17 protein-coding genes are annotated in these 22,976 nt (G+C 65.0%); 7 read left to right on the top strand and 10 right to left on the bottom strand.

All coding sequences use genetic code 11. The features are described 5' to 3' along the window. Window positions 1–411 precede the first annotated feature (411 nt). From ACG0Z6_RS13275 to ACG0Z6_RS13265, 3 genes are read left to right on the top strand one after another with little or no spacing between them, the layout of a single operon-like run. Complete coding sequence (locus tag ACG0Z6_RS13275; RefSeq protein ID WP_394462176.1) at window positions 412–588, top strand: hypothetical protein; 177 nt, start codon at window positions 412–414, stop codon at window positions 586–588. Then, the gene (locus ACG0Z6_RS13270; RefSeq protein WP_394462174.1) at window positions 585–983 is read left to right on the top strand and encodes a hypothetical protein; all 399 of its coding nucleotides are present in this window, start codon (window positions 585–587) and stop codon (window positions 981–983) included. Before ACG0Z6_RS13275 ends, ACG0Z6_RS13270 begins: the two co-directional genes overlap by 4 nt. Further along, window positions 967–3,927, top strand: coding sequence for a DUF927 domain-containing protein (locus tag ACG0Z6_RS13265; RefSeq protein ID WP_394462172.1), 2,961 nt, complete (start codon window positions 967–969; stop codon window positions 3,925–3,927). The genes ACG0Z6_RS13270 and ACG0Z6_RS13265 overlap by 17 nt, the downstream gene beginning before the upstream one ends. A 611-nt stretch (window positions 3,928–4,538) precedes the next feature. Here ACG0Z6_RS13265 and lexA read toward each other — a convergent pair. After that, window positions 4,539–5,231, bottom strand: coding sequence for a transcriptional repressor LexA (gene lexA / locus ACG0Z6_RS13260; protein WP_394462170.1), 693 nt, complete (start codon window positions 5,229–5,231; stop codon window positions 4,539–4,541). Window positions 5,232–5,405: 174 nt separating this feature from the next. Between lexA and ACG0Z6_RS13255 the strand changes: the two genes are divergently transcribed. Continuing rightward, entirely contained in the window at window positions 5,406–6,263 is an 858-nt protein-coding gene (locus ACG0Z6_RS13255) for an asparaginase (RefSeq protein WP_394462168.1), read from the top strand. A 19-nt stretch (window positions 6,264–6,282) separates the two neighbouring features. Here the strand turns inward: ACG0Z6_RS13255 and ACG0Z6_RS13250 are convergent, their stop codons facing one another. The 7 genes from ACG0Z6_RS13250 to queF form a co-directional block, all read right to left on the bottom strand. Next, window positions 6,283–8,241, bottom strand: a complete 1,959-nt coding sequence (locus ACG0Z6_RS13250; protein ID WP_394462167.1) for an ATP-binding cassette domain-containing protein — start codon at window positions 8,239–8,241, stop codon at window positions 6,283–6,285. Between the two features lie 4 nt (window positions 8,242–8,245). Next, entirely contained in the window at window positions 8,246–9,133 is an 888-nt protein-coding gene (prmB, locus tag ACG0Z6_RS13245; RefSeq protein WP_394462165.1) for a 50S ribosomal protein L3 N(5)-glutamine methyltransferase, read from the bottom strand. Then, complete coding sequence (gene dapE / locus ACG0Z6_RS13240; RefSeq protein ID WP_394462163.1) at window positions 9,130–10,293, bottom strand: succinyl-diaminopimelate desuccinylase; 1,164 nt, start codon at window positions 10,291–10,293, stop codon at window positions 9,130–9,132. Before dapE ends, prmB begins: the two co-directional genes overlap by 4 nt. 43 nt (window positions 10,294–10,336) lie before the next feature. Then, window positions 10,337–11,494 carry a PilT/PilU family type 4a pilus ATPase gene (locus ACG0Z6_RS13235; RefSeq protein WP_394462161.1) on the bottom strand — a complete coding sequence of 386 codons (1,158 nt, stop codon included), beginning with the start codon at window positions 11,492–11,494 and terminating at the stop codon, window positions 10,337–10,339. 127 nt (window positions 11,495–11,621) lie between these two features. After that, a complete protein-coding gene (gene dapD / locus ACG0Z6_RS13230) occupies window positions 11,622–12,446 on the bottom strand; it encodes a 2,3,4,5-tetrahydropyridine-2,6-dicarboxylate N-succinyltransferase (protein ID WP_394462159.1) in 825 nt (274 codons plus the stop codon). A 47-nt stretch (window positions 12,447–12,493) separates the two neighbouring features. Then, a complete protein-coding gene (gene dapC / locus ACG0Z6_RS13225; RefSeq protein WP_394462157.1) occupies window positions 12,494–13,711 on the bottom strand; it encodes a succinyldiaminopimelate transaminase in 1,218 nt (405 codons plus the stop codon). 25 nt (window positions 13,712–13,736) lie between these two features. Continuing rightward, the gene (gene queF, locus ACG0Z6_RS13220) at window positions 13,737–14,165 is read right to left on the bottom strand and encodes a preQ(1) synthase (RefSeq protein ID WP_394462852.1); all 429 of its coding nucleotides are present in this window, start codon (window positions 14,163–14,165) and stop codon (window positions 13,737–13,739) included. 230 nt (window positions 14,166–14,395) lie between these two features. On the opposite strand from queF, the gene smc reads away from it, so the two are divergent. The 3 genes from smc to paeA are packed head-to-tail and all read left to right on the top strand — an operon-like array spanning window position 14,396 to window position 20,360. After that, complete coding sequence (gene smc / locus ACG0Z6_RS13215) at window positions 14,396–17,935, top strand: chromosome segregation protein SMC (RefSeq protein ID WP_394462155.1); 3,540 nt, start codon at window positions 14,396–14,398, stop codon at window positions 17,933–17,935. A 10-nt stretch (window positions 17,936–17,945) separates the two neighbouring features. Then, window positions 17,946–19,016 (top strand): cell division protein FtsZ, encoded by a 1,071-nt coding sequence (locus ACG0Z6_RS13210; RefSeq protein ID WP_394462153.1) that lies wholly within the window; start codon window positions 17,946–17,948, stop codon window positions 19,014–19,016. Window positions 19,017–19,052: 36 nt separating this feature from the next. Further along, a complete protein-coding gene (paeA, locus tag ACG0Z6_RS13205) occupies window positions 19,053–20,360 on the top strand; it encodes a polyamine export protein PaeA (RefSeq protein WP_394462151.1) in 1,308 nt (435 codons plus the stop codon). A 19-nt stretch (window positions 20,361–20,379) separates the two neighbouring features. Here the strand turns inward: paeA and ACG0Z6_RS13200 are convergent, their stop codons facing one another. Further along, window positions 20,380–21,978 carry a methyl-accepting chemotaxis protein gene (locus ACG0Z6_RS13200; RefSeq protein ID WP_394462149.1) on the bottom strand — a complete coding sequence of 533 codons (1,599 nt, stop codon included), beginning with the start codon at window positions 21,976–21,978 and terminating at the stop codon, window positions 20,380–20,382. Window positions 21,979–22,203: 225 nt separating this feature from the next. After that, window positions 22,204–22,974, bottom strand: a complete 771-nt coding sequence (xth, locus tag ACG0Z6_RS13195; RefSeq protein WP_394462146.1) for an exodeoxyribonuclease III — start codon at window positions 22,972–22,974, stop codon at window positions 22,204–22,206. Between the last annotated feature and the right edge of the window lie 2 nt (window positions 22,975–22,976).

Below are 22,976 nucleotides of genomic sequence, written 5' to 3'. Positions count from 1 at the left end.
CTTGTAGGCGGCACCCCTGCACACGGATACTTTTACCGCGTGACTTTGTTGAGCGATGAAGTCCAGCGGGTGCGCTTGGCGGTGTTGCGCCTGGGGCATGACGGATTTTTGTCGGATCAATTGACGCTGCTTTCGCCCTGGCTTGAATTGAGTTGCATGGAGTTGGGCAGCAGCGCATGTGCCCCCGTGCTAAATTGCTCGCCGGTGCTAGTCACACCACAAAACAAGCGTTTGGCCGCCACGACAGCGCGGCTGTGTCATGCCCCGAATTCATCAAGGTTTTGGGGCTGGGAGCGCCCACCCGTAAGGACGGCGGCACGGCTTGTTTCGTGTGACTATCCCCAGCCCCACCAACTTGCGCTAGTCACGCAATTTGGTGGTTTCAAGCAGCTCAACAAGGAGCCTGAAACCATGTCCGTCAAAACCTGCGGCAACGTGCCCGCATGCCTTGCTTCGCCCGCTGCGGGCGAGTTCCCCCACTACCTGCGCCGCGTGGCGCGTGTGATTGTGCTGCGTGCCGCCTTGCGGGGCCGCATTGGCTGGCCTGTGGCCTTGCTGGTGCTGAACAAGATTGGGGGCCAAGCATGAGCCGCGCACAAGGCAACACCGCCACCTTCCAGCCGGTGCGCATGCCGGGCGCCTATGCCGCCGAACATGGCATTTGGGCAACCATGCCGGGAAGTGCGATGGCGCACCTACTGGGGCAGGTCCGCGACATTGCCCAAGGCGTTCAAACCGTGCTTGAAATGCTGGAACGGGACGATGCCGAGGCCGAAGCTCGCCGCATGATGGCTGATGCACAAGCCCCCATTCTTAGCCCCTTGCATCGGGAGCAACTGCACCGCCTGGCTATTGCTTCATCGGCACTGCTGGCACAGCGCGCCGAACAGTGGTGCGACCAATTGGACGCCAACGCACGCAAAGCGGAGCAAGAAAACTCGCCTGACGTGATCGAGGGGGCCGACCATGCGGCAGACCAATGAACCACGCCCCCCGCGCGCCATTACCCCCGAGCTGATCCGCGATGCGCTGCACCATGTGCCGCCCACGGTGGAGCGGGAAACCTGGGTGAAGCTAGGCATGGCCGTTAAGGCGGAAATGGGCAGCGGTGGCTTTGACGTTTGGGACGCTTGGAGCGCCCAAGCCGACAACTACAGCAGTCAAGATGCCCGCGACACGTGGCGCGGCATCAAGGCCGGGGGCAAGGTGGGCGTGGGTTCGCTGTTCCACATTGCCAAGCAGTACGGCTTTCGCTTCCCCGATGATGACCGCACCCTGACCGCTGCGGAGTTGGCAGCCCTGCACCAGCAGCGCCAGCAGGCCCAAGCCGCGCAGCAAGCCCGAGCACTGCAAGAGCAACAAGCCGAAGCCGCCGCACATGAGCGCGCGGCCCAAGCGGCGGCGAAGCTGTGGGAGAGTGGGCAAGCCCCCGAGCAAGCCACCCAAACTAGCCCCTACATGCAGCGCAAAGGCGTGAACCCTGAAGGCGTGCGCCTGCTGCAAGAGCCCGAAGGCATGGCCGTGCTGGTGCCCTTGCGTGACCACGCGGGGCGGCTGTGGAACGTGCAGACCATCCACGCCAACGGGGAAAAGCGCTTTCTCAAAGGCGGGCGCAAGTCGGGCTTGTGGTGCATGGTTGCCGCTGGCGGTGAAGTGGGCAACGCGCCTGCGCTGCTGCTGGCTGAGGGGCTGGCTACGGCCCTGAGCTTGCACCAGGCGTGCGGCTTGCCGGTGGCCGTGGCGTTTGATGCGGGCAACCTGCGCCGCGTGGCTGAGGCGCTGCGCGCCGCGCACCCTGCCGTGCCGCTGCTGGTGTGCGGTGATGATGACCGCCGCACCCAAGCCGACACGGGCACCAATCCGGGCCGCAAGTACGCACAGCAGGCCGCGCAAGTGGCGCATGGTGCGACAGCGCCCGCCGCTGTGGTGTTCCCTGAAGGCTTGCCGGATGAGGGGTCAGACTTCAACGACTTGGCCCAACACGCCGGGCTTGAGGCCGTGGCCGCCATCGTGCGCGCTGCCCTGGTGCAGTTCAAAGCGGGCACAGCCACGCCACCCGGCCCGCCACCACCAGCCCCGCCACCCGAACGCAAGCCCAAGGCGCCACCAGCAGCGACCGAAGGAGCCGCGCCGAATGATCCGTTCTTCGTGCGCCTTAAAGGCCCCAGCCCTGGCCTGTACTTCGTGGGCCGCGACCGTGAGGGCCGCGAAAGCGCGCCCGAGTGGGTGTGCGCGCCCATCGTGATATCGGCCAAGACCCGCACCGAAGGCGCGGACCAGTGGGGCTTCCTTCTGGAGTTCACCGACCCGGACGGCAACCCCAAAACCTGGGCCATGCCTGCGCAAATGCTGGCGGGCGATGGCAGCGAGTGGGCGGGGTACTTGCGCGCCATGGGCCTTCAGATGGCCCCGGGCACCAAGGCCCGCAACCTGCTGGCCCGCTACATCGACACGCGCAGCACCACAGCCCGCGCCACCTGTACGGATCGCGTCGGCTGGCATGGGGCGGTGTACGTGCTGCCATCGGCAACCTTGGGCACCAGCGAGGGGCACCGCTATGTGTTTCAAAGCGAAGGCGGCATAGAGGACCAATACAAGCAGCGGGGCAGCTTGCAGGCATGGCAAACCGAAGTCGCGGCGCTGGCCGTGGGCAATTCGCGCTTGGCCTTTGCGCTGTGCTGTGCATTTGCGGGGCCACTGTTGCGCCTGGCTGGTGTGGAGAGTGGGGGCTTCCAGCTCAAGGGCAATTCCAGCGGCGGCAAAACGACTGCGCTCAAAGTGGCCGCTTCGGTGTTCGGCCCGCCTGGCTACATGCAGCGGTGGCGCACCACCGACAATGCCTTAGAGGCCACAGCGGTTCAGCATAGTGATTCGCTTTTGATCCTGGATGAGTTCGGGCAGCTGGATGCCAAGGTAGCGGGGGAATGCGCCTACATGCTGGCCAACGAGCAAGAGAAGGGCCGGGCCACGCGGGGCGGTTTGGCCAAGCGGCGGCGAACGTGGCGGCTGTTGTTCTTGTCGTCCGGGGAACTGGGCCTTGCGGATCACATGCGCCAAGCAGGCAAAGAGGTACGTGCCGGGCAGGAGGTTCGCTTTGTCGATGTGCCCTTAGAGGCCGGGGCGGGCATGGGCGGCTTGGAGCGCCTGCACGGGTTTGAATCGCCCCAAGCCCTGGCCGAAGCCATCATTGAACGTGCCGCGCAGCACTACGGCACAGCCGGGCGTGCCTGGCTGGAATGGCTGACCGCCCACCATGCCACCCTGCCCGAGAAGCTACCGCAACAGATGGAAGCGCAAAAGGCCAAAATGGTGCCCGAGTCTGCCGCGCAGCAAGTGGCACGCATTGGCAATCGCTTTGCGGTGGTGGCCGCTGCGGGCGAACTGGCCACACAAGCAGGCGTGACAGGCTGGCCAGCGGGGGAGGCTTCAGCGGCGGTGCGCGAATGCTTCAATGCTTGGCTTGGTGCCCGTGGCCACATGGAAAACGGCGAAGAGGCCGCCATCCTGCGCCAGGTGCGCGCCTGGTTGGAGAAGAACGGGGATGCGCTCTTTACCTGGAGCCATCGGGCCATGGATGACCACCGCCCGAACACGCCATACCGGGCAGGCTTTAAGCGGCTGGTGGACTCGGACGGCAAGCCGCTGAAATTCGATGCGGCAACCGACTACATGGAAAAGCACAGCACCAGCGAAAGCAGCGAGCGCGCCCATGCAGTGGTGGAATACATGGTGCTTCCCGAAGCCTTCCGCCAAGAGATGGCCAAGGGCTATGACCCTGGGGCGGTTGCTGCCGTGCTCAGGAGGCGCGGGCACCTGATCCATGAGAAGGACCGGAACACCAACAAGCAGCGCTTGCCGGGCATGGGGGCAGTGCCTGTGTTTCACATCAAGCCGAGCTTGTTTGCCGATGAAATGTGCGCCGCCTAGGGCGAAAGCACGGGCCGCGCACCCACCAAACACCCACGGGGCCAGATGGCCCCTTTTTGCTGCCCGCATCCCTGGCAAGCCTGTTCCCGGTGTTATTTGGGAACGGGAACGCAAAAACGCCACCCGGGAACGCTGTTTCCCTTGTAAATCAAAGAGTTGCGGCGACTGTTCCCGAAATCCCGCTGTTCCCGCTGAAAAATGAATGGGGTGGAAGTTGGGGCGGTTGCAACATGACTCACTGCGCCGGGGCAAGAGCTCAGTGGTGATGGCTGAGCGTGCGGCGCGTCTGGTGGAGAGGGGTAGAACTGGAACGATTCGGGTAGGTCGCGGCGCACTGACCGGGTAACTTTCCGGGTAACTCAAGGGTGTTGAATTGAGGAAACACAGTGTTCATGGGGCTTTCCGGCTGCGGTTCAAGTGACGCCGGCCCACCATTAGTACTTCCGGTAATGTCCCGGAACATCCAAAAGGCCCAAGTAAATCAACGACTTGGGCCTTTTTATTTGTCCTGTGAAGTGCAAGAACTTACCTGGGTTTCCTGCTTCCGACAGCAAGAACTCGACCATCGAGACGGCTGCACAATCCACCCCCTTGCAGGGCTGAGCGTGCCATTAGAGACCGAATTGGTTGCGAATCAAACCTACGGCAATACCTTCGATGGTGATGTCGTCGCGATCAGCCTGAACGATGATGGGTTCAAAATCGGGATTTTCGGGCAGCAGTTCGATTCGCTGCCCCTGACGCCGCCAGCGCTTGACGGTCACTTCGTCACCCAGCCGGGCCACCACGATTTGCCCGTTGCGAGCCTCGCGGGTTTGGCGCACTGCCAATAAATCACCGTCGAGGATGCCCGCATCTTTCATGCTGAGCCCTTTGACGCGCAGCAGGTAGTCGGGCTGGGCGCTGAACAAATGGGCTTGGACGGCTACATGTTGCTCAACATGCTCTTGGGCCAAGATGGGGTGGCCTGCGGCGACGCGGCCGACCAGGGGCAAAACGCAGGGCAGGGCGTCGGAGATGGCCTGCAGCGGTGAAAACTTGCTCTGAACTTGCTGGCGGGCACGGTGCAGTTGCTGCAGCGTGTCGGCCTTGAGCCGGATGCCGCGAGAGGTGCCCCCCACCAACTCCAAAACGCCCTTGCGAGCGAGCGCTTGGAGGTGTTCTTCAGCTGCATTGGCGGAACGAAAGCCCAGCTGGGCGGCGATCTCGGCCCGCGTGGGTGGCGCTCCTGTGGTTTCGATGCTGCGGCGAACCAGGTCCAGAATTTCCTGCTGGCGGGGGGTAAGTTTGGTTTTGTTGTCCAAAGGAATCCTCGGCTTGATGGCGGCTCCGCGCAGTGCGCGACAATGGGGCTGACTTTTCATCCAGTATCTGTATTTTTATCCAGCTATCGAAAAATGCAAAGCGTTGCAAATACTGTTGTAGTTCTGGGAACGGGTGGAACCATCGCCGGGCGTGCGAATCGCGGCGATGACAACGTGGGCTACCAGGCCGGCGAGGTCGGCGTTGCTGATTTGGTGGCTGAAGTTCCCGGGCTGGCTGCCTTCACCTTGGAAGCCCACCAGCTCGCGCAGCTCGACAGCAAAGACATGGACGTGCCGACGTGGCAGCGTTTGGCGCAGGCTGTTTTGAGCCATGTGCAGCGCGAGGACGTGACCGGGGTGGTCATCACTCATGGCACGGACACGCTGGAGGAGACCGCCTACTTTCTGCATCGTGTCTTGCCGCAGTCCAAGCCTGTGGTGTTGACGGCAGCCATGCGCCCCACCACGGCTTTGCTGCGGGACGGGCCGCAAAACCTGCTGGACGCCGTGCGCCTGGCCGCTTTGCCCGGCGCACAAGGTGTGCTGGTGCTGCTTGCGGGGCAAGTGCACGCGGCGCACGCGGTGCGCAAGGTACATAGCTACGCGGTGGCTGCGTTTGCCTCTCCCGAGAGCGGGCCCTTGGCGCTGATGGAGGAGGGCGCCGTGCGCCAGTTGCATGCCTGGCCCCAGCAGGCCGAAGCGCCTCTGGCCCTGCGAGCTTGGATGAAGGACGTTCAACAGTGGCCGCGTGTGGAGATCGTGCTCAACCACGTGGGCGCAGACGGGCGCTTGGTGGACGCGCTGCTGGCGCAAGGCGTGGTCGGGCTGGTGGTGGCTGGCACGGGCAATGGCACGGTGTCAACGGGCTTGGCACAGGCGTTGGATCGCGCTCAGGCGCAAGGCGTGGCTGTGCTGCGCAGCACACGCTGCGATGCCGGCGCGGTGGTGGGCGAGGGACGGTGGCCACACGCCGGTAGCCTGGGGCCGGTGAAGGCGCGCATTGCGCTGCAGCTGGAGTTGCTGCAGCGCTGACAAGCCCATGGGGCTTGGCTCAAAGCCCCGCGGCTTGGGTGCGTGTTTGAATGTCTTCGCTGAGTTCCAGCCAGCGCAACTCAAGACTGTCGATTTGATCCCCCACAGCTTTGAGCCTGCGCCCTTGCTCGGCGATTTGCGCTGCCGTCAAACTGCCCTCGGCCAAGGCGGCTTCAAGTGTTGAGCGCTCCTGCGTGAGCAGGGGCAGCTCTTTCTCGATGCGTTCCAGCTCTTTTCGCAGCGGGCGAATTTCTTCGTTCAGGCGCGCGCGGAGTTGGGCCTGCGCTTTGCGCTCTTCGCGCGAGCCGCCCTGTGCTGCAGCCGCAGGCGCGCCACCGTTTTGGGCAGCCTCGCGCAGCTGCTTGGCCACCTCACGGTTGGTGTCCAGCAGCCATTGCTGATAGTCGTCCAAGTCGCCATCGAAAGGCTCAATGCCGCCCTTGGTGACGAGCCAGAACTCATCGCAGACCTCGCGCAGCAGCGCCCGGTCGTGGCTGACCAACATGACGCTGCCTTCAAACTCGTTGAGCGCCATCGATAGCGCTTCGCGGGTGTTGAGGTCCAGGTGGTTGGTGGGCTCATCCAGCAGCAGCAGATTGGGTCGCTGCCACACCAGCATGGCCAGCACGAGGCGGGCCTTTTCACCACCCGAGAGCGAGTCCACGGCTTGGTTGACCATGTCGCCCACGAAGCGGAATTGCCCAAGGAAGTCGCGCAGCTCCTGCTCGCGGGCCTGGGGCGAGACGGCCTTGGCCAGGCGGATCATGTGCGCCAGGGGGCCTTCTTGCGGGCGCAGCACATCAAGCTCTTGCTGCGCGAAATAGCCGATGGACAAACCCTTGCCTTGCGTGACCGTGCCGCTCACCGGCTCCAGCGTGCCTGCCAGTGTTTTCACAAAGGTGGACTTGCCCTGGCCGTTGGCACCCAGGATGCCGATGCGCTGGCCCGCCAGCACCGTGCGCTGGATATTGCGCACGATGGTGATGGGTTCGGCCTGTGGCTCGGCGCCGGGGTAGCCGCAGCTCACGCCGCTCAGCGCTAGCATGGGGTTGGGCAGGGAGGCCGGTTCGCGGAACTCAAAGCTGAAGTCGGCAGAGGTGAGCACCGGCGCGAGGCGCTCCATGCGCTCCAGGGCTTTGACACGGCTTTGCGCCTGCTTGGCTTTGCTGGCCTTGGCCTTGAAGCGGTCGATGAATTTCTGCAGGTGGGTGATGCGGTCTTGCTGGCGCTCAAAAGCGGCTTGCTGCTGCACCATGCGCTCGGCGCGCATGGTCTCAAAAGCACTGTAGTTGCCGCCGTAGCGTGCGAGCTTGCCTTCGTCCAGGTGCAGGGTCACGCGCGTCACGGCGTCGAGGAACTCGCGGTCGTGGCTGATGATGATGAGCGTGCCTTCAAAGCGCTTGAGCCAGGACTCCAGCCACACCAAGGCATCCAAATCCAAGTGGTTGGTGGGCTCGTCCAGCAGCATCAGGTCCGCCGGGCACATCAGCGCGCGCGCCAGTTGCAGGCGCATGCGCCAGCCGCCGGAGAAGCTGTTGACGGGGGCGTCGAGCTGGTCGACACGAAAGCCCAGGCCCATCAGCAAGGTCTGCGCGCGGGACGGTGCATCGAAGGCCTGCGCATCGCTCAAAGCCACATGGGCTTCGGCCAAGGCATGGCCGTCGCCGCTGGCATCGGCCTGCGCCAGCAGCGCGCGCGCCGCCATCAAACGCGTGTCGCCCTCGAGCACGAAGTCGGTGGCGCCTTGCGAGGTCTCGGGCATGTGCTGGGCCACCTCGGCCCGGCGCCAATGCTTGGGGCACTCGAACTCGCCCTGGTCGGCCTGCAGGCGTTCGGCCAGCAGTGCAAACAGGCTGGATTTGCCCGCGCCATTGCGGCCCACCAGACCGACCTTCTCGCCGGGTTGCAGGAGCGCGCTGGCGCCGTCCAAAACCACTTTGGTGCCGCGTCGCAGCACCACGTTTTTGAGCTGAATCATGGGCTTAGACGGCTGAGTTTTGCGGGCCCTGGGCCAGCAGGGCGTCGCGCGTGACCAGCAACACCTGGTCTTCGCCTGCGCTGCATTCCAGCCACGCCACTTCCAGGCGCGGGAAGGCGGCCTCGAAGTGCTCGCGCTCGTTGCCGATCTCCAGCACCAACACGCCCTCAGCACTGAGTTTGGCGGGGGCTTGTGCCAGTAGCTGGCGGATGAAGTCCATGCCATCGCTGCCACCGGCCAGGGCCAGCGTGGGCTCGGCTTGGTATTCGGCGGGCAGGGCATTCATGGAGCCTGCATTGACGTAGGGCGGGTTGCACAAGATGAGGTCGTACACGCCTTGCGCGGGAATGAGCCCATCACCCTGCAGCAGTTGAATGCGCTCACTCAGGCCGTGGCGGTCCACATTGATGCGCGCCACCTCCAAGGCCTCAGGGCTGAGGTCGATGGCGTCGAGCGTGAGTTCAGGCCAGGCCATGGCCGCCAGGATGGCGAGACTGCCGTTGCCCGTGCACAGGTCCAGCGCCCGGCGCGTGCGCTCAGACAGCCAGGGGTCGATGCTGGCCTCGGCAATGAGCTCGGCAATAAAGCTGCGCGGCACGATGGCGCGCTCGTCCACGTAAAAAGGCACGCCTTGCAGCCAGGCTTCGTGCGTGAGGTAGGCCGTGGGCTTGCGCGACTGGATGCGCTCTTGCACCAGCGCTTGCACGGCCTGCAGTTGCGCAGCGTCCAGCACATCGGCTTCATGGTCTTGCAGCGCGTGCAGGGGCAGACCCAAGCGCCACAGCACCAGCCAGCAGGCTTCATCCATGGCGTTGGTGGTGCCATGACCAAAAGACACGCCTGCGGCTTCCAACAGCGCCGCTTGGGCGCGAATGCATTCAATCAGGGTCACAGCAGCAGGTTTTCCAAGGTTTTTGCGTAGATGGCCGCCAGCGGGCCGAGTTGGTCCAGGGGCACGTATTCGTCGATTTTGTGAATGCTCGCGTTGAGCGGGCCGAACTCGACGACTTGGGGGCAGAGCGTGGCGATGAAGCGCCCGTCAGAGGTGCCGCCGGTGGTGGACAGTTCGGTCTGCACCCCCGTGTGGTGCAGGATGGCCGCACTCAGCGCCTGGCTGAGCGTGCCCACGGGTGTCAGAAAGGGCTGGCCCGAGAGTGTCCAGCTCAGCTCGTAGCGCAGCTGGTGCGCGTCCAGCAGCGCATGCACACGGGATTTGAGGCTCTCGGCCGTGGATTCGGTGCTGAAGCGGAAGTTGAAGTCCACCCAGAAGTCGCCCGGGATGACATTGCCCGCGCCTGTGCCAGCCTGCACATTGGAGATTTGGAAGGACGTGGCCGGGAAATGTGCGTTGCCCGAGTCCCAGCTGGTGGCGACCAGCTCGGCCAGCGCTGCGGCAGCTTCGTGCACGGGGTTGCGCGCCAGCTGCGGGTAGGCCACATGGCCTTGTACGCCCAGCACGCGCAGCCGCCCCGAGAGCGAACCGCGCCGACCGTTCTTCACGGTGTCGCCCAGCTGCTGCACGGAGGTGGGTTCGCCCACGATGCAGTAGTCCATGCGCTGGCCGCGCGCGCGCAGTTGTTCCACACACAGCTTGGTGCCGTGCAGCGCCGGGCCTTCTTCGTCGCTGGTGAGCAAAAAGGCAATGCCGCCGCGGTGCTTGGCGTGCTTGCGCACAAAGTGCTCGACGGCCACCACCATCGCGGCCAGCGAGGTTTTCATGTCCGCCGCGCCGCGTCCATAGAGCTTGCCGTCTCGGATGCTGGGCACAAAGGGGTCGCTGTGCCAGTGGTTCAAGTCGCCGGTGGGCACCACATCGGTGTGGCCTGCAAACACCAGAATTTCGCCCTCGGGGTCAGTGCCGGGCTTGAGTGCCCAGAGGTTGCTCACGCGCGCCTCAGCCGGGCCGCCGTCCATGCGCTCCAGCGCAAAACCCAGCGCGGAGAGGCGCTCGCCGATGAGCTCCAGGCAGCCTGCATCCTGCGGCGTGACGGAGGGGCGGGCAATCAGGGCCTCAAGCAGGGTCAGTGTTTCGTCGGCCCAGTGGTCGGACAAGGGCGCGGGGGCAGTGTTGGCAATCGTTGGCACGGCAGAGATGTCAGTCGTGATGCACGTCTAGCGTGATGGAGGTGAAGGTGGCTTCGTCCTCGGCGTTGTCTTCAGTGCGCGCCGCACCGGGTTTGGCGCCTGGTCCGTCGTTTTGCAAGCGCCACAGCAGATTGGTGGGCGAGTCGGCGTAAGCCAAGCCCTCTTCGCGGCTGATGGTGCCGTTCTCGATCAATCTGGCGAAGTGCTCTTCAAAGCTCATAGAGCCTTCGGCGATGGATTTCTCCATGGCCTCTTTCACGCCCGCGAAGTTTCCAAGCTCAATGAACTCGGCGATGAGCTTGGTGTTGAGCAAGATCTCCATCACCGGCGTGCGTTGGCCCGTTTGCGAGCTCACCAAGCGCTGCGACACGATGGCCCGCAGCGCCGCACCCAAGTCGTTGAGCATGGCTGGCCGCGCATCGGGCGGGTAGAAAGACATGATGCGATTGAGCGCGTGATAGCTGTTGTTGCCATGCAAGGTGGCCAGCACCAAGTGCCCGGACAGCGCATAGGAAATGGCCGAGGTCATGGTGTCGCGGTCGCGGATCTCGCCAATCAAGATGCAGTCCGGGGCCTGGCGCAGGGCGTTTTTCAGCGCCAGTTGCAGCGAGACGGTGTCGCGCCCGACCTCGCGCTGGTTCACCAGCGAGCGCTTGTTGGTGAACAAGAACTCCACCGGGTCTTCGATGGTGAGAATGTGCCCGCTCATGGTCTTGTTGCGGTGCTCCAGCATGGAGGCCAGCGTGGTGCTCTTGCCCGTGCCGGTGGCGCCCACCATCAAAATGAGCCCACGCTTTTCCTTCACCAACTGTCCCAATATGGGCGGCAGGCCCAGCTCTTCCAGCGAGGGAATGACGTGCGGGATGTGCCGAAAGACCGCAGCAATCGAACCGCGCTGGCGAAAGCCCGAGAGCCGAAAGCTTCCCACCTTGGGAATAGCCACGGCCATATTCAACTCGCCATGCGCCTCAAGCTCAGCCATTTGATTGGCGTCGATGACTTCTCCGATGAGCTGGCGCGGTTGGCTGGGGGTCAGCACCTGGTCTGAGAGCTGCAAGATCTGACCGTTGATGCGCACCAATACGGGCATGTTGGCTGACAGGTAGGCGTCCGACGCGCCCTTTTCCGCCATCAGGCGCAGGATGCGTTCCATGTTTCCGCTGCTCATGCCCTTGCTCCGTGTGGGTGGTGTGCTGGTCGTGAATGCTGGGGTGTTGGTGCAGCGGGGCGCGTGCCCCCGTGCTCACCCGCGGTTGTGGCGCTGGTGGCGGGCAACGGGGGAGCCCAGGCTGCGCTCAGGCGCGCAGCAGCTCGTTGATGCTGGTCTTGGCGCGGGTGCCTGCGTCGACCTTTTTCACAATGATGGCGGCATAGAGGCTGTACTTGCCATCGGCCTTGGGCAGCGAACCGCTGATCACCACCGAGCCCGCGGGCACGCGGCCATAGCTGACGGTGTCGGCTTCGCGGTCGTAAATCGGCGTGCTCTGGCCGATGTAGACGCCCATGGAGATGACGGAGTTCTCTTCCACCACCACGCCTTCGACGATTTCCGAGCGCGCGCCGATGAAGCAGTTGTCTTCAATGATGGTGGGGTTGGCTTGCAGGGGTTCCAGCACGCCACCAATGCCCACGCCGCCGCTGAGGTGGACGTTCTTGCCGATCTGGGCGCAGGAGCCCACCGTGGCCCAGGTGTCCACCATGGCGCCTTCATCGACGTAGGCGCCGATGTTCACGTACGAGGGCATGAGCACCACATTGCGCGCCACAAAGCTGCCACGGCGCGCCACGGCCGGCGGCACCACGCGCACGCCGCTGGCACGCAGCTGCTCTTCGCTCCAGCCCGAAAACTTGGTGGGTACTTTGTCGAAGAAGGTGAGCTCACCCGCACCCATGGCGCGGTTGTCGTTGAGGCGGAAGGACAGCAGCACGGCCTTCTTCACCCACTGGTGAACCGTCCACTCGCCCACGCCCTGGCGCTGGGCCACACGCAGGCGGCCCGCGTCGAGTTCGCCCAGCACATGGTCCACAGCCTCACGGATCTTGGGGTCGGCCTGGCTGGGGCTCAGCGAAGCACGGCCCTCCCAGGCCAAGTCGATCAGGGATTGCAGTTCTTGTGTCATGTTGGGATCTCGTCGAAGCGGTGCAAAGAATGGATGTGGAGCCGGGCTCAGCGGCGAGCCTCGCGCACAAAGGCTGCGATGCGCTGCGCGGCTTCCAGACAGGCGGCCTCTTCGGCCACCAGCGCCAAGCGCAGACGCCCGGCGCCAGGGTTGCAGCCATGCGCACTGCGCGCCAGCAAACTGCCCGGCAGCACGGCCACATTGTATTGAGCGAGCAGGCCCTGAGCGAAGGCGATATCGTCGCCGCCGCAGACATCAGGCGGGATGCCGCACCAAAGGTAAAAGCCCGCATCGGGCAGGCGCACGTCCAGCACCTCGGCCAGCACGGGCGTGACCTGCGCGAACTTGCGCCGGTAGGCCTCGCGGTTGGCCACCACATGGGCTTCGTCACCCCAAGCGGCGATGGAGGCGGCTTGCACCAGTGGGCTCATGGCACTGCCGTGGTAGGTGCGGTAGAGCAGGAACTTGCGGACGATGTCTGCATCCCCGGCCACAAAGCCTGAGCGCAGACCCGGCACGTTGGAGCGCTTGGACAGGCTGGTGAAGACGATGAGGCGGCGGTAGTCCGTCCGGCCCAGCTGCTGAGCAGCCTGCAAGGCCGACAGCGGCGCGGCATCGGCGCCTTCGCGGAAGTAGATCTCGGAGTAGCACTCGTCCGAGGCAATCACAAAGTCGTGGCGGTCGGCCAGCTCAAAGAGCTGGGCCCACTCTTGCAGCGGCATCACCGCGCCTGTGGGGTTGCCCGGTGAGCAGGTGTAGAGCAGCTGCGTGCGTGCCCAGGTGGCCTCGTCAATCTGCGACCAATCCGCGGCGAAATTGCGCGCTGGGTCGGAGTTGGCAAAGGCGGGCGTGGCACCGGCCAGCAGTGCCGCACCTTCGTAGATTTGGTAGAAGGGGTTGGGGCACACCACCACCGGGTCGGGGCGGCTGGCATCCACCACGGCCTGGGCCAGCGCAAACAGCGCCTCACGCGATCCATTCACCGGCAGCACCTGCGTGGCGGCATCCAGGCTCAAGCCATAGCGGCGCTGCACCCAGTCAGCCATGGCTTGGCGCAAGGGCACCGACCCCGCCGTGGGCGGGTAGCTGGACAAGCCGCTGAGGCTGCCCAGCAAGGCGTCTTCCACCAGCTTGGGTGCAGGGTGGCGGGGCTCGCCCATGCCCAGCGAGATGGGGCTCAGGGCCGGGTTGGGGGTGATGTGCCGGGTCAGCGCGTTGAGCCGCTCAAACGGGTAGGGCTGCAGGCGCTCGAGTAGTGGATTCATCGCGTGAGGTGGTGGCGTGGTGCGCTCAACGCAGGCCGCTGGCCTGGGGCAGTTGCGGGGCGGGGATGAGGCTTTCGGACTTGAAGCCACGTGCACGGTGCTCCACCACCACATTGGTGTAGATGCCGCCGCGCACATACCAGCGCGCCGTGATGCGGGCATAGCGCGGCTTGGTGGTGGCCACGATCTTGCCCAAGATGTCGTTGGTGACCTTCTCGTGGAAAGCCCCTTCGTCGCGGAAGCTCCACATATACATCTTCAAGCTCTTGAGCTCCACGCACAGCTTGTCGGCCACCATGTCGATGGTGAAGTGCGCAAAGTCAGGCTGGCCGGTCAGCGGGCAGTGGCAGGTGAACTCGGGCACCTGGAATTGGATCAGGTAGTCGCGTTCAGGCGCGGGGTTGGGGAAGACGTGCAGCTCTTTGCTCGGGCGCGAAGGCGGGTTGGGCGGCATTTCGCGCATGGCCGGTGCGGCCACAGCGGCGGCGCTGGCCTTCTTTTTGCTGCTGCTGGAGGTGGGGGTGGAGGCAGACTTCTTCATGGCTTTGGAGGGTGGGCGGGCGCGGCGGGTGCCTGCCCGGCAGTACAAGGGCGCGATGGTATCATCGAGGCACCGCCTGACGCCCCTTTGAGGGGCGTTTTTACAAGTAAATCAAAGGCTTAGCTGAGGAGTCCCGCCCGCCCATGCGTCTGACCTCGATCAAGCTGTCCGGCTTCAAATCGTTTGCCGAGCCGACCCATTTCCAGCTGCCCGGCCAACTGGTGGGGGTGGTGGGCCCCAATGGCTGCGGCAAGTCCAACATCATGGACGCGGTGCGCTGGGTCTTGGGCGAGAGCAAGGCCAGCGAGCTGCGCGGCGAGTCCATGCAGGACGTGATCTTCAACGGCAGCGGCAACCGCAAGCCCGCCAGCCGTGCCAGCGTGGAGCTGGTGTTTGACAACAGCAGCGCGCGCGCCGGTGGGCAGTGGAACCAGTTTGGCGAAATCGCGGTGAAGCGCGTGCTCACGCGCGACGGCACCAGCAGCTACTACATCAACAACCAGCCTGTGCGTCGGCGTGACGTGCAAGACGTGTTCCTCGGCACCGGCCTGGGCCCGCGCGCCTACGCCATCATCGGCCAGGGCACCATCAGCCGCATCATTGAATCCAAGCCCGAGGAACTGCGCATGTTCCTCGAAGAAGCGGCCGGCGTGTCCAAGTACAAAGAGCGCCGGCGCGAGACCGAGAACCGGCTCAAAGACACGCGTGAAAACCTGACCCGCGTGGACGACATCCTGCGCGAGCTCAACGCCCAGCTCGAAAAGCTCGAACGCCAGGCCGAAGTGGCCTCGCGCTACCAGGGCCTGCAAGACCAAGGCACGCTCAAGCTGCACCAGCTGTGGTTCCTCAAACACCGCGACGCTGCGGGCGAGGCCGCGCGCGTCAAGACTGAGCACCTGGAAGCCGTCAACGCGCTTGAAGCGCGCCTGGCTGAGTTGCGCCACACCGAAGCCGAGCTCGAGGTGCTGCGCCAGCAACACTTCGATGCCGGTGACGCGCTGCACGCCGAACAAGGCCTCTATGCCGAGGCGCAACTGGCCGTCAGCCGCTTGGAAGAGCGCATTCGCTACGTGGTGGAAGGGCGGTCGCGGCTGCAAACCCGTCTGGCCGAAGTGCAGGCGCAAAACGAGCAATGGCTGCAGCGCAGCCGCGCCGCGCAAGAAGAGCTCGACGCCCTGGCCCTGCAGCTCGAACAAGCGCAAGAGCATGGCGAAGTGCTGGAAGCCCAAGCCCAGGAGCAAGCGCTGCGCTTGCCCGAGCTTGAAGAACAACTGCGCCAGGCTCAGCAACGCAGCACCGAGCAGCGAGCGCAAGTCACCCAGGTGCAGCAGCAGATTCAGGTGCTGGCCGCCGAGAGCCGCAGCCTGGACGAGCAACAGCGCAGCCTGCAGCTGCGCCGCGAGCGCTTTGCGCAAGAGCGCTCCGCCCTGAGTGCGCCCGACGACGCTGTGCTGGCGCAGCTGCGCAGCGACTGCGAGGAGGCCGATGCGCAGCTGGAACTCTCGCAAGCCCAGCTGGCCGAGCTGACCGAGCAGGCCGCCCAGGCCGACCTGCTGCGCCAACAGGCCCAGCGCGACGCGCAGCTGCAAAGCGCCACGCTCACCGACATCAGCGCGCGAGTCAGCGCCTTGCGTGCCCTGCAAGAGCGCGTGCAAACCGAGGGCAAGCTCCAGCCCTGGCTGGCCAAACACGGCTTGCAGCAGCTGCAGCCGCTGTGGCGCCAGCTACACATCACGCCGGGCTGGGAAGCAGCACTGGAGGCCGCGCTGAGGGAGCGCATGGGCGCGTTGGCCGTGGGCCGGCTCGAAACCGTGCAGGCCTTTGCGCAGGATGCGCCCCCAGCGCGCCTGGCTTTTTACGCGCTGCCCCAGCAGGCCGAGCCGCCCAAGGCGCACGCCTTGCCCGCGCTGCTGGACTTGCTCAAATTCGACACCGAGTCTGCACCGCTGTCGGCGCCAAGCGGGCATTTGAAGGCGCTCTTGAGCGATTGGCTCGAAGGCATTTACACCGCTGACTCGCTGGAGCAAGCGCTGCTGCAGCGCCCGCAACTGCGCCACGGCGAACTCATCATGACGCGCCAGGGCCATGCCGTGGGCGCCCATGCGGTGAGCTTTTATGCGCCGGACTCCGAGACCGCAGGCCTGCTGGCGCGGGCTCAGGAAATCGAGCAGCTGGACTTGCAGCAGCGTGCGCAGTCGCTCATCAGCGATGAAGCCCGCAGCCAGGCCGTGCGCGCCGAGGCCGCCTACGCCGACATCACCCAGCGCCAAAACGCCCAGCGCCGCCAGGCCAGCGAGGCGCAAGAGCGCGCCCACCGCTTACACGTGGAGCTGCTGCGCCAGTCGCAGCTGAGCGAGACAGCGCGCGCGCGCCACCGCCAGCTCGAAGAAGAGCTCGGTGAGCTGGATGCGCAGCTGCAGTTCCTGCAAGAACGCCGCGCCGAGGGCGAGGCTCGCTTTGAGGAGCTGGACATGCAGCTGGCCAACACCCAGGAGCGCCACGCTGAGCTGGAAGACGCGGTGCTGGACACCGAGCGGCGGCTCAACGATGCGCGCGAGCAGCAGCGCGGCCTGGAGCGTCGCGCCCAGGAAGCCCACTTCAATGCCCGCAGCCTGCAAGCGCGGCGCAGCGAAATGGAACGCACCATCGAGACGGCGCGCCAGCAAATCGAGCTGGGCCAGCAGGGCGTGGCGCAGATGCAGCAAGAGCAGGCCGAGCTGGACGACGCGGCCGCACAGGCCGGTTTGCAAGAGGCGCTGGAGCTCAAGACCCAGCGCGAGCAAGCCCTGAGCCAGGTGCGCCAGAACTACGACGACTTGAGCCTGCGCCTCAAGCGCGGCGAGGAACAGCGGCTCACGCTGGAGCGTGCGCTGGAGCCGCTGCGCGCGGCCATCTCGCAGCTGCAGCTCGACGAGCAGGCCGCGCAGCTCGGCGGCCAGCAGTACCTGGACCAGCTCCAAGCCGCGGGCGTGGACCTGCAGGTGCTCGAGGCCGGTATTGCGGCGCAAGACGTCAAGCTCTGGGGCCTGCAAACCGAGATCGACCGCATCAACCGCGAGATCGCGCAGCTCGGTGCCGTCAACCTGGCAGCACTGGAAGAGCTGGGCGCGGCGCGCGAGCGCAAGCAGTTTTTGGACGCCCAGTACAGCGACCTCACGCACGCCATTGGCACGCTGGAAGACGCCATACGGCGCATCGACTTGGAGACGCGTGATTTGCTCGGGAACACCTTTGCGCAGGTCAACGATCACTTCGGCCGCATGTTCCCCAGCCTCTTTGGCGGCGGGCAGGCCAAGCTGGTGATGACGGGCGACGAAATTCTGGACGCTGGCGTGCAGGTCATGGCGCAGCCCCCGGGCAAGAAGAACAGCACCATTCACCTGCTGTCGGGCGGCGAGAAAGCGCTCACGGCCATTGCGTTGGTGTTTGCCATCTTCCAGCTCAATCCCGCGCCGTTTTGCCTGCTCGACGAGGTGGACGCGCCGCTGGACGATGCCAACACCGAGCGCTACGCCAAGCTGGTAACGCAGATGAGTGAGGTGACGCAGTTCCTCTTCATCTCGCACAACAAAATTGCCATGGAAATGGCCAAGCAATTGATTGGCGTGACCATGCAGGAACAGGGGGTCTCACGCATCGTGGCGGTGGACATGGAGTCCGCACTGGCCATGAGCGAGAGCTGAGGAAATGACGATGGAATGGAATCTGACGAGTTTGCTGGCGCTGACCGGTGCCGTGGTTTTGGTGGGTGTGGTGGTGCACGGTTGGTGGCAGGCGCGCCGCGCGGGCCCGCGCCAAGCGCCGGTGCTGCCGCGCGAGCAACGCCAGGAACCCAGCCTGGGGCAGGGCGCGGCTGAGGGCACACAAGAGGGCGACACCCTGCCCATGGAGTTCGCGCCGGGCACGCCGGGCCAGACCCTGGTGCGCAAGCCCAGCAAGCCTTCGGTGCGTATTGACGCCTTGATCGACGCCATTGCCACCATCCGCCCCGACACCCTGGTCAGTGCCGAGCTGGCGCTGGCGCACCTGCCCGGCAGCTGGCGCGCCGGTACCAAGCCGCTGCACATCGAGGCCATCAACAGCGAGACCGGCGAGTGGGAGCTGCCCCAGCCCGGCCAGCGCTATAGCGAGTTCCAAGCGGCAGTACAGCTGGCCAACCGTGCCGGGGCGCTCAATGAGATCGAGTACTCCGAGTTCGTGCACAAGGTGCAGGCGTTTGCCGATGGCATCAACGCGCTGCCGGAGTTCCCGGACATGCTCGATGTGGTGGCACGTGCGCGCGAGCTGGACCAATTCGCCGCCGGGCATGACGCGCAGCTGGCCATCGTGCTGCGCGCACGCGGTGCGGCGTGGACGCCGGGCTTTGTGCATCAAATCGCCGCGCGCCATGGCTTTACGGCCGGGGCACTGCCCGGGCGTTTGGTGCTGCCTTCGTCTGAAGAAGGCGCGCCGCCGGTGCTGACGCTGAGCTACGACGCCCAGGCCGCCATGGCCGACGAGGCTCAAAACGTGGTGGTGCGCGAGCTGACCCTGGCGCTGGATGTGCAGCAAACGCCGGAAGCTCTGGAGCCCTTTGCCGCCTGGCAAGAGGCCTCGCGCGGCCTGGCGCGCGACTTCGAGGCCGATGTCTGCGACGATAGAGGTCAGGTGCTGAACCTGCACGCCTTCCAGTCGATTGGGCAGGAACTCAGCACCCTCTACAAAGCCCTGGCCTCGCGCGACCTGGCAGCGGGCTCGTCCGCGGCGAGGCGCTTGTTCAGCTGAGGCCCGATTTGCGCCCATGCCCGTGAAGGAGCCCGCGTGAGCACCAGCCTGTTTTTGATCGGCTTGCTGATTGCCGCCAGCGCTTTCTTCTCCATGGCTGAGTTGTCTCTGGCGGCTTCGCGGCGTCTGCGCCTGCGCCAGCTGGCTGACGAAGGTGACGCCCGCGCCCTGGCCGTCTTGAAGGTGCAGGAGCAACCGGGCTACTACTTCACCGTGGTGCAGATCGGCGTGAACACCCTGGCCATCTTGGCCGGTGTGGTGGGCGAGGGCGCGCTCAGCCCGCACTTCGAAGACTTGCTGCGCTTGATTTGGGACGACGCCGCGGCGCAGCGCTGGGGCTTTGTGCTGTCCTTCTTCTGCGTCACCGCCCTGTTCACGGTGCTGGCGGATTTGCTGCCCAAGCGCCTTTCCATGAACGAGCCCGAGCGCGTGGCCATGGTGCTCATCGGCCCCATGCAGTGGCTGACGCTGCTGCTCAAACCCTTGGCCTGGGGCTTCAATGCGCTGGTGGACGCGCTGCTGCGCCTGCTGGGCCGCCCGGTGCGGCCGGACAACACCATTACGCACGCCGACATCCTGGCGCTGGCCGAGGCCGGGCAGCAGGCCGGTGTGGTGGCGCAGGCCGAGCAGCAGGTGATTGAAAACGTCTTCGAGCTCGAGACGCGCACCGTCGAGAGCGCCATGACCTCGCGCGAGCGCATTGTCTTTCTGACCCTGGATGACGATGACGCCCTGGTGCGCGTGCGTGTGGCCGAGGCTCCGCACAGCACTTATTTGGTCTGCAAAGACGGCATTGACGACGTGGTGGGTTATGTAGACGCCACCGATTTGTTCCAGCGCGTGCTCACGGCACAGCCCATACGCTTGGCGCAAGACACGGGGCTGGTGAAGAAAGTGCTCATCGTGCCCGACCGGCTGACCCTGGCCGAGGTGCTGACGCAGTTCAGGCAGGCGCACGAGGACTTTGCCGTCATCGTCAACGAATACAGCCTGGTGGTGGGTGTGATCACGCTCAACGACGTCATGAGCACCGTCATGGGCAGCATGCTGGCCACGGACGATGAAGAGCAAAGCATCATCCGGCGTGAAGACGGCAGCCTGCTGGCCGACGGCATCACGCCGGTGCCCGATTTGTTGCGCGCGCTCAACCTCGACGAGCTGCCGCACTCCGGCCAGTACGACACGCTGGCGGGCTTTTTGATGGTGATGCTGCGCCGCATTCCAAAGCGCACCGACCATGTGGAGTGGGCGGGTTGGCGCTTTGAGGTGGTGGACGTGGACAGCCACCGTGTGGACCAGGTCATGATCAGCCGCCTGCCCGGGGCTCCCGCGGCAGACGGCTAGAGGCGCCGCTCTTGTGGGTTCAGGCTGCTTCAGCCAGCTGCTTGGCTTTGGCCTGACGGCGCAGCGCCACAGCATCGCCGAGTGACTGCTGCCGCGCACCCAGCTTGAACACAGCCAGCGAGGCCTGCACGGACTGCGCGTGGTCGGAGAGCTGCACTGCGGCGTCAGCGAGTTTGTCCACCAAGCCCGCGTTTTGCTGCGTGATGCCGTCCATCTGGCAAATCGCCTCGTGGATTTGCGACACGCCACTGAGCTGCTCGCGCGCCGTGCTTTGGATGGCGCACAGCAAGCTGTTGATGTGCTGCACCGAGCCCAAGGTGTCACTCATCTGCGAGCGAGCCTGCTCGGCCTGTGAGGTGCCGTGCTGCATTTGCGCGGTCGAGCGCTGTGTGAGCTGGCGAATTTCCCGCGCAGCGGTGGAGCAGCGCTGGGACAGCGCGCGCACCTCGCTGGCCACCACGGCAAAGCCCTTGCCATGGTCGCCCGCCCGCGCGGCCTCTACCGCGGCGTTGAGCGCCAGCAGATTGGTCTGGAAGGCAATGCCGTCGATGGTCTGGCTGATGTCGGCAATGCGGTCAGAAACCTTGGCAATTTGCGCCATGGTTTCATGCACGCTGGCCACCACATCGGCGCCCTCTTTGGCCATGCTGCTGACGCGCTCGGCCGAGCTCACGGCCTGCATGGTGGTCTCGGTGTTTTGGCTGGCCGTGGCCTGAATCTGATGCGTGCTGGCCGCGGTTTGCTCCAGGCTGGCGGACTGCGCCTCGGTGCGCGCAGCCAAGTCTTGGTTGCCTTGGCTGAGGTCTTGGCTGACGCTCATCATGCGCTGCAGCTCTTGTTGGGTGTCAGACACCAGTGCGCGCATGTTCACGCTGAGCTGGCTCAGCGCACCTTCGAGCGGGCGCAGCAACAAGTTGCCGCTGACGGGCACTTGGCTGCTGAGGTCCCCGGCGGCAAGACGGTTGGCAAAACCGCAGATGCGCCGCAGCCCTTGCGCTTCGTGCCGGGTGAGCGCGGCGTTGTAGCCCAACGCGGCCACGAGGGCGGCCAGTGGCGCCGCCCAGCTCCAGCTGGCTGGCAGCGCCCAAATGCCCATGAGTAGCGCAAACAGGGCCAGTGAGGACAGGGGGTTGAGGCGTGGCCAAAGAGCGGCCACGCGCGCCAGACCCCGCGGCTGCACACGCCCTGCGCGCAGCGCAATGCTGCCAGGTGCATGGCGCATTTGCTCATAAAGCGCCTGGGCGGCCTGAACTTGCTCGCGGCTGGGTTCGGTACGCACGGACATATAGCCCACGGGGCTGTCGCCATCCATCAGCGGCGTCACATTGGCCTGCACCCAGTAGTGGCTGCCGTCCTTGCGGCGGTTTTTCACCAAGCCCAACCAGGGGCTGCCGCTGGCAATGGTTTGCCACATATCGGCAAAAGCCTCGGGGGGCATGTCTGGGTGGCGTATGAGGTTGTGGGGCTGGCCCATCAACTCCTCTCGGCTGTAGCCACTGACCTCAACAAATGCACTGTTGCAGTGCAGGATGCGGCCTTGCAAATCGGTGGTGGACACCAAAGACTCGCCGCTCGGAAAGGGGTACTCCTGATCTACAACAGGCAGATTCAGACGCATGGTGGGTTCAGGTTCAGGGATGTTGGTCGGAAGGTGCTTGGCAAGTGGTCAAGCGGGCGGTCACCCTGAATCACCACCGCGTACACGCCGCCTCTTTCGGCTTGATTCACATCAAGCGGGAATGAGGGTGCCTCGCCATGTGTGAGAAAGCTCACGCTGGGGACAGCATTCTCCCGTGGGTCAGGGGGTGCTCTCACCCTGCCCAAGCCCTGAACAAAACCGGAATCAGCCCTCTGATAGCTCGACCACCACGGGTGTGTGGTCGCTAGGGCGCTCGTTGCGGCGCGGTGCTTTGTCGATGCTGCAGCCCAGCACACGTTCGCGCAGGGGCTGCGAGACCAGGATGTGGTCGATGCGCAAGCCCTGGTTTTTGCGGAAGGCCAGGTTGCGATAGTCCCACCAGCTCCAGCTCTTGGGCGCTTGCTCAAAAAGCCTGAAGGCGTCGTGCAGGCCCAGCTGCAGCAGCTGCTGGAAGTGTTCGCGTTCTTGCGGTGTGCAGTGGATTTGCCCGGCCCAGGCCACGGGGTCGTGGACATCGCGGTCTTCGGGGGCGATGTTGAAGTCGCCCATCAGCACCAGCTGGGGGTGCTGCGCCAGCTCTTGCGCCAGCCAGGTGCGCAGCGCGTCGAGCCAGGCCATTTTGTAGACGAACTTCTCGCTGTCAGGAGCTTGGCCGTTGGGGAAGTAACCACCGACCACACGCACGCCGCCGACTGTGCCAGCAATCACCCGGGCTTGCGGGTCTTCAAAGCCGGGGATGTTTTTGACCACGTCCGTGGCCGCCTGGCGGCTGATCAGCGCCACGCCGTTGTAGGTCTTCTGGCCAAACCATTGCACCTGATAGCCTGCGGCGTTGATCTCGGCCACGGGGAATTTGTCGTCGGTGAGCTTGGTTTCTTGCAGCACCAAGGCGTCCATGGGGTGCTGGGCTAACCAGTCCAGCAGCTGGGGCAGGCGCACGGCCAGCGAGTTCACATTCCAGGTGGCGAGTTTCATGA

This window comes from Roseateles rivi (assembly GCF_043555845.1).
In the GTDB taxonomy this organism is placed as follows: domain Bacteria; phylum Pseudomonadota; class Gammaproteobacteria; order Burkholderiales; family Burkholderiaceae_C; genus Roseateles; species Roseateles rivi.
This window is presented reverse-complemented; position numbering and strand designations above follow the sequence as displayed.

What these genes read in the sequence shown, in the direction of transcription:
- xth (WP_394462146.1), bottom strand. Translation starts at nt 22,974, where the DNA reads ATGAAACTCGCCACCTGGAATGTGAACTCGCTGGCCGTGCGCCTGCCC.
- dapD (WP_394462159.1), bottom strand. Translation starts at nt 12,446, where the DNA reads ATGACACAAGAACTGCAATCCCTGATCGACTTGGCCTGGGAGGGCCGT.
- ACG0Z6_RS13200 (WP_394462149.1), bottom strand. Translation starts at nt 21,978, where the DNA reads ATGCGTCTGAATCTGCCTGTTGTAGATCAGGAGTACCCCTTTCCGAGC.
- ACG0Z6_RS13210 (WP_394462153.1), top strand. Translation starts at nt 17,946, where the DNA reads ATGGAATGGAATCTGACGAGTTTGCTGGCGCTGACCGGTGCCGTGGTT.
- dapC (WP_394462157.1), bottom strand. Translation starts at nt 13,711, where the DNA reads ATGAATCCACTACTCGAGCGCCTGCAGCCCTACCCGTTTGAGCGGCTC.
- queF (WP_394462852.1), bottom strand. Translation starts at nt 14,165, where the DNA reads ATGCCGCCCAACCCGCCTTCGCGCCCGAGCAAAGAGCTGCACGTCTTC.
- ACG0Z6_RS13275 (WP_394462176.1), top strand. Translation starts at nt 412, where the DNA reads ATGTCCGTCAAAACCTGCGGCAACGTGCCCGCATGCCTTGCTTCGCCC.
- smc (WP_394462155.1), top strand. Translation starts at nt 14,396, where the DNA reads ATGCGTCTGACCTCGATCAAGCTGTCCGGCTTCAAATCGTTTGCCGAG.
- ACG0Z6_RS13235 (WP_394462161.1), bottom strand. Translation starts at nt 11,494, where the DNA reads ATGAGCAGCGGAAACATGGAACGCATCCTGCGCCTGATGGCGGAAAAG.
- ACG0Z6_RS13270 (WP_394462174.1), top strand. Translation starts at nt 585, where the DNA reads ATGAGCCGCGCACAAGGCAACACCGCCACCTTCCAGCCGGTGCGCATG.
- ACG0Z6_RS13265 (WP_394462172.1), top strand. Translation starts at nt 967, where the DNA reads ATGCGGCAGACCAATGAACCACGCCCCCCGCGCGCCATTACCCCCGAG.
- ACG0Z6_RS13250 (WP_394462167.1), bottom strand. Translation starts at nt 8,241, where the DNA reads ATGATTCAGCTCAAAAACGTGGTGCTGCGACGCGGCACCAAAGTGGTT.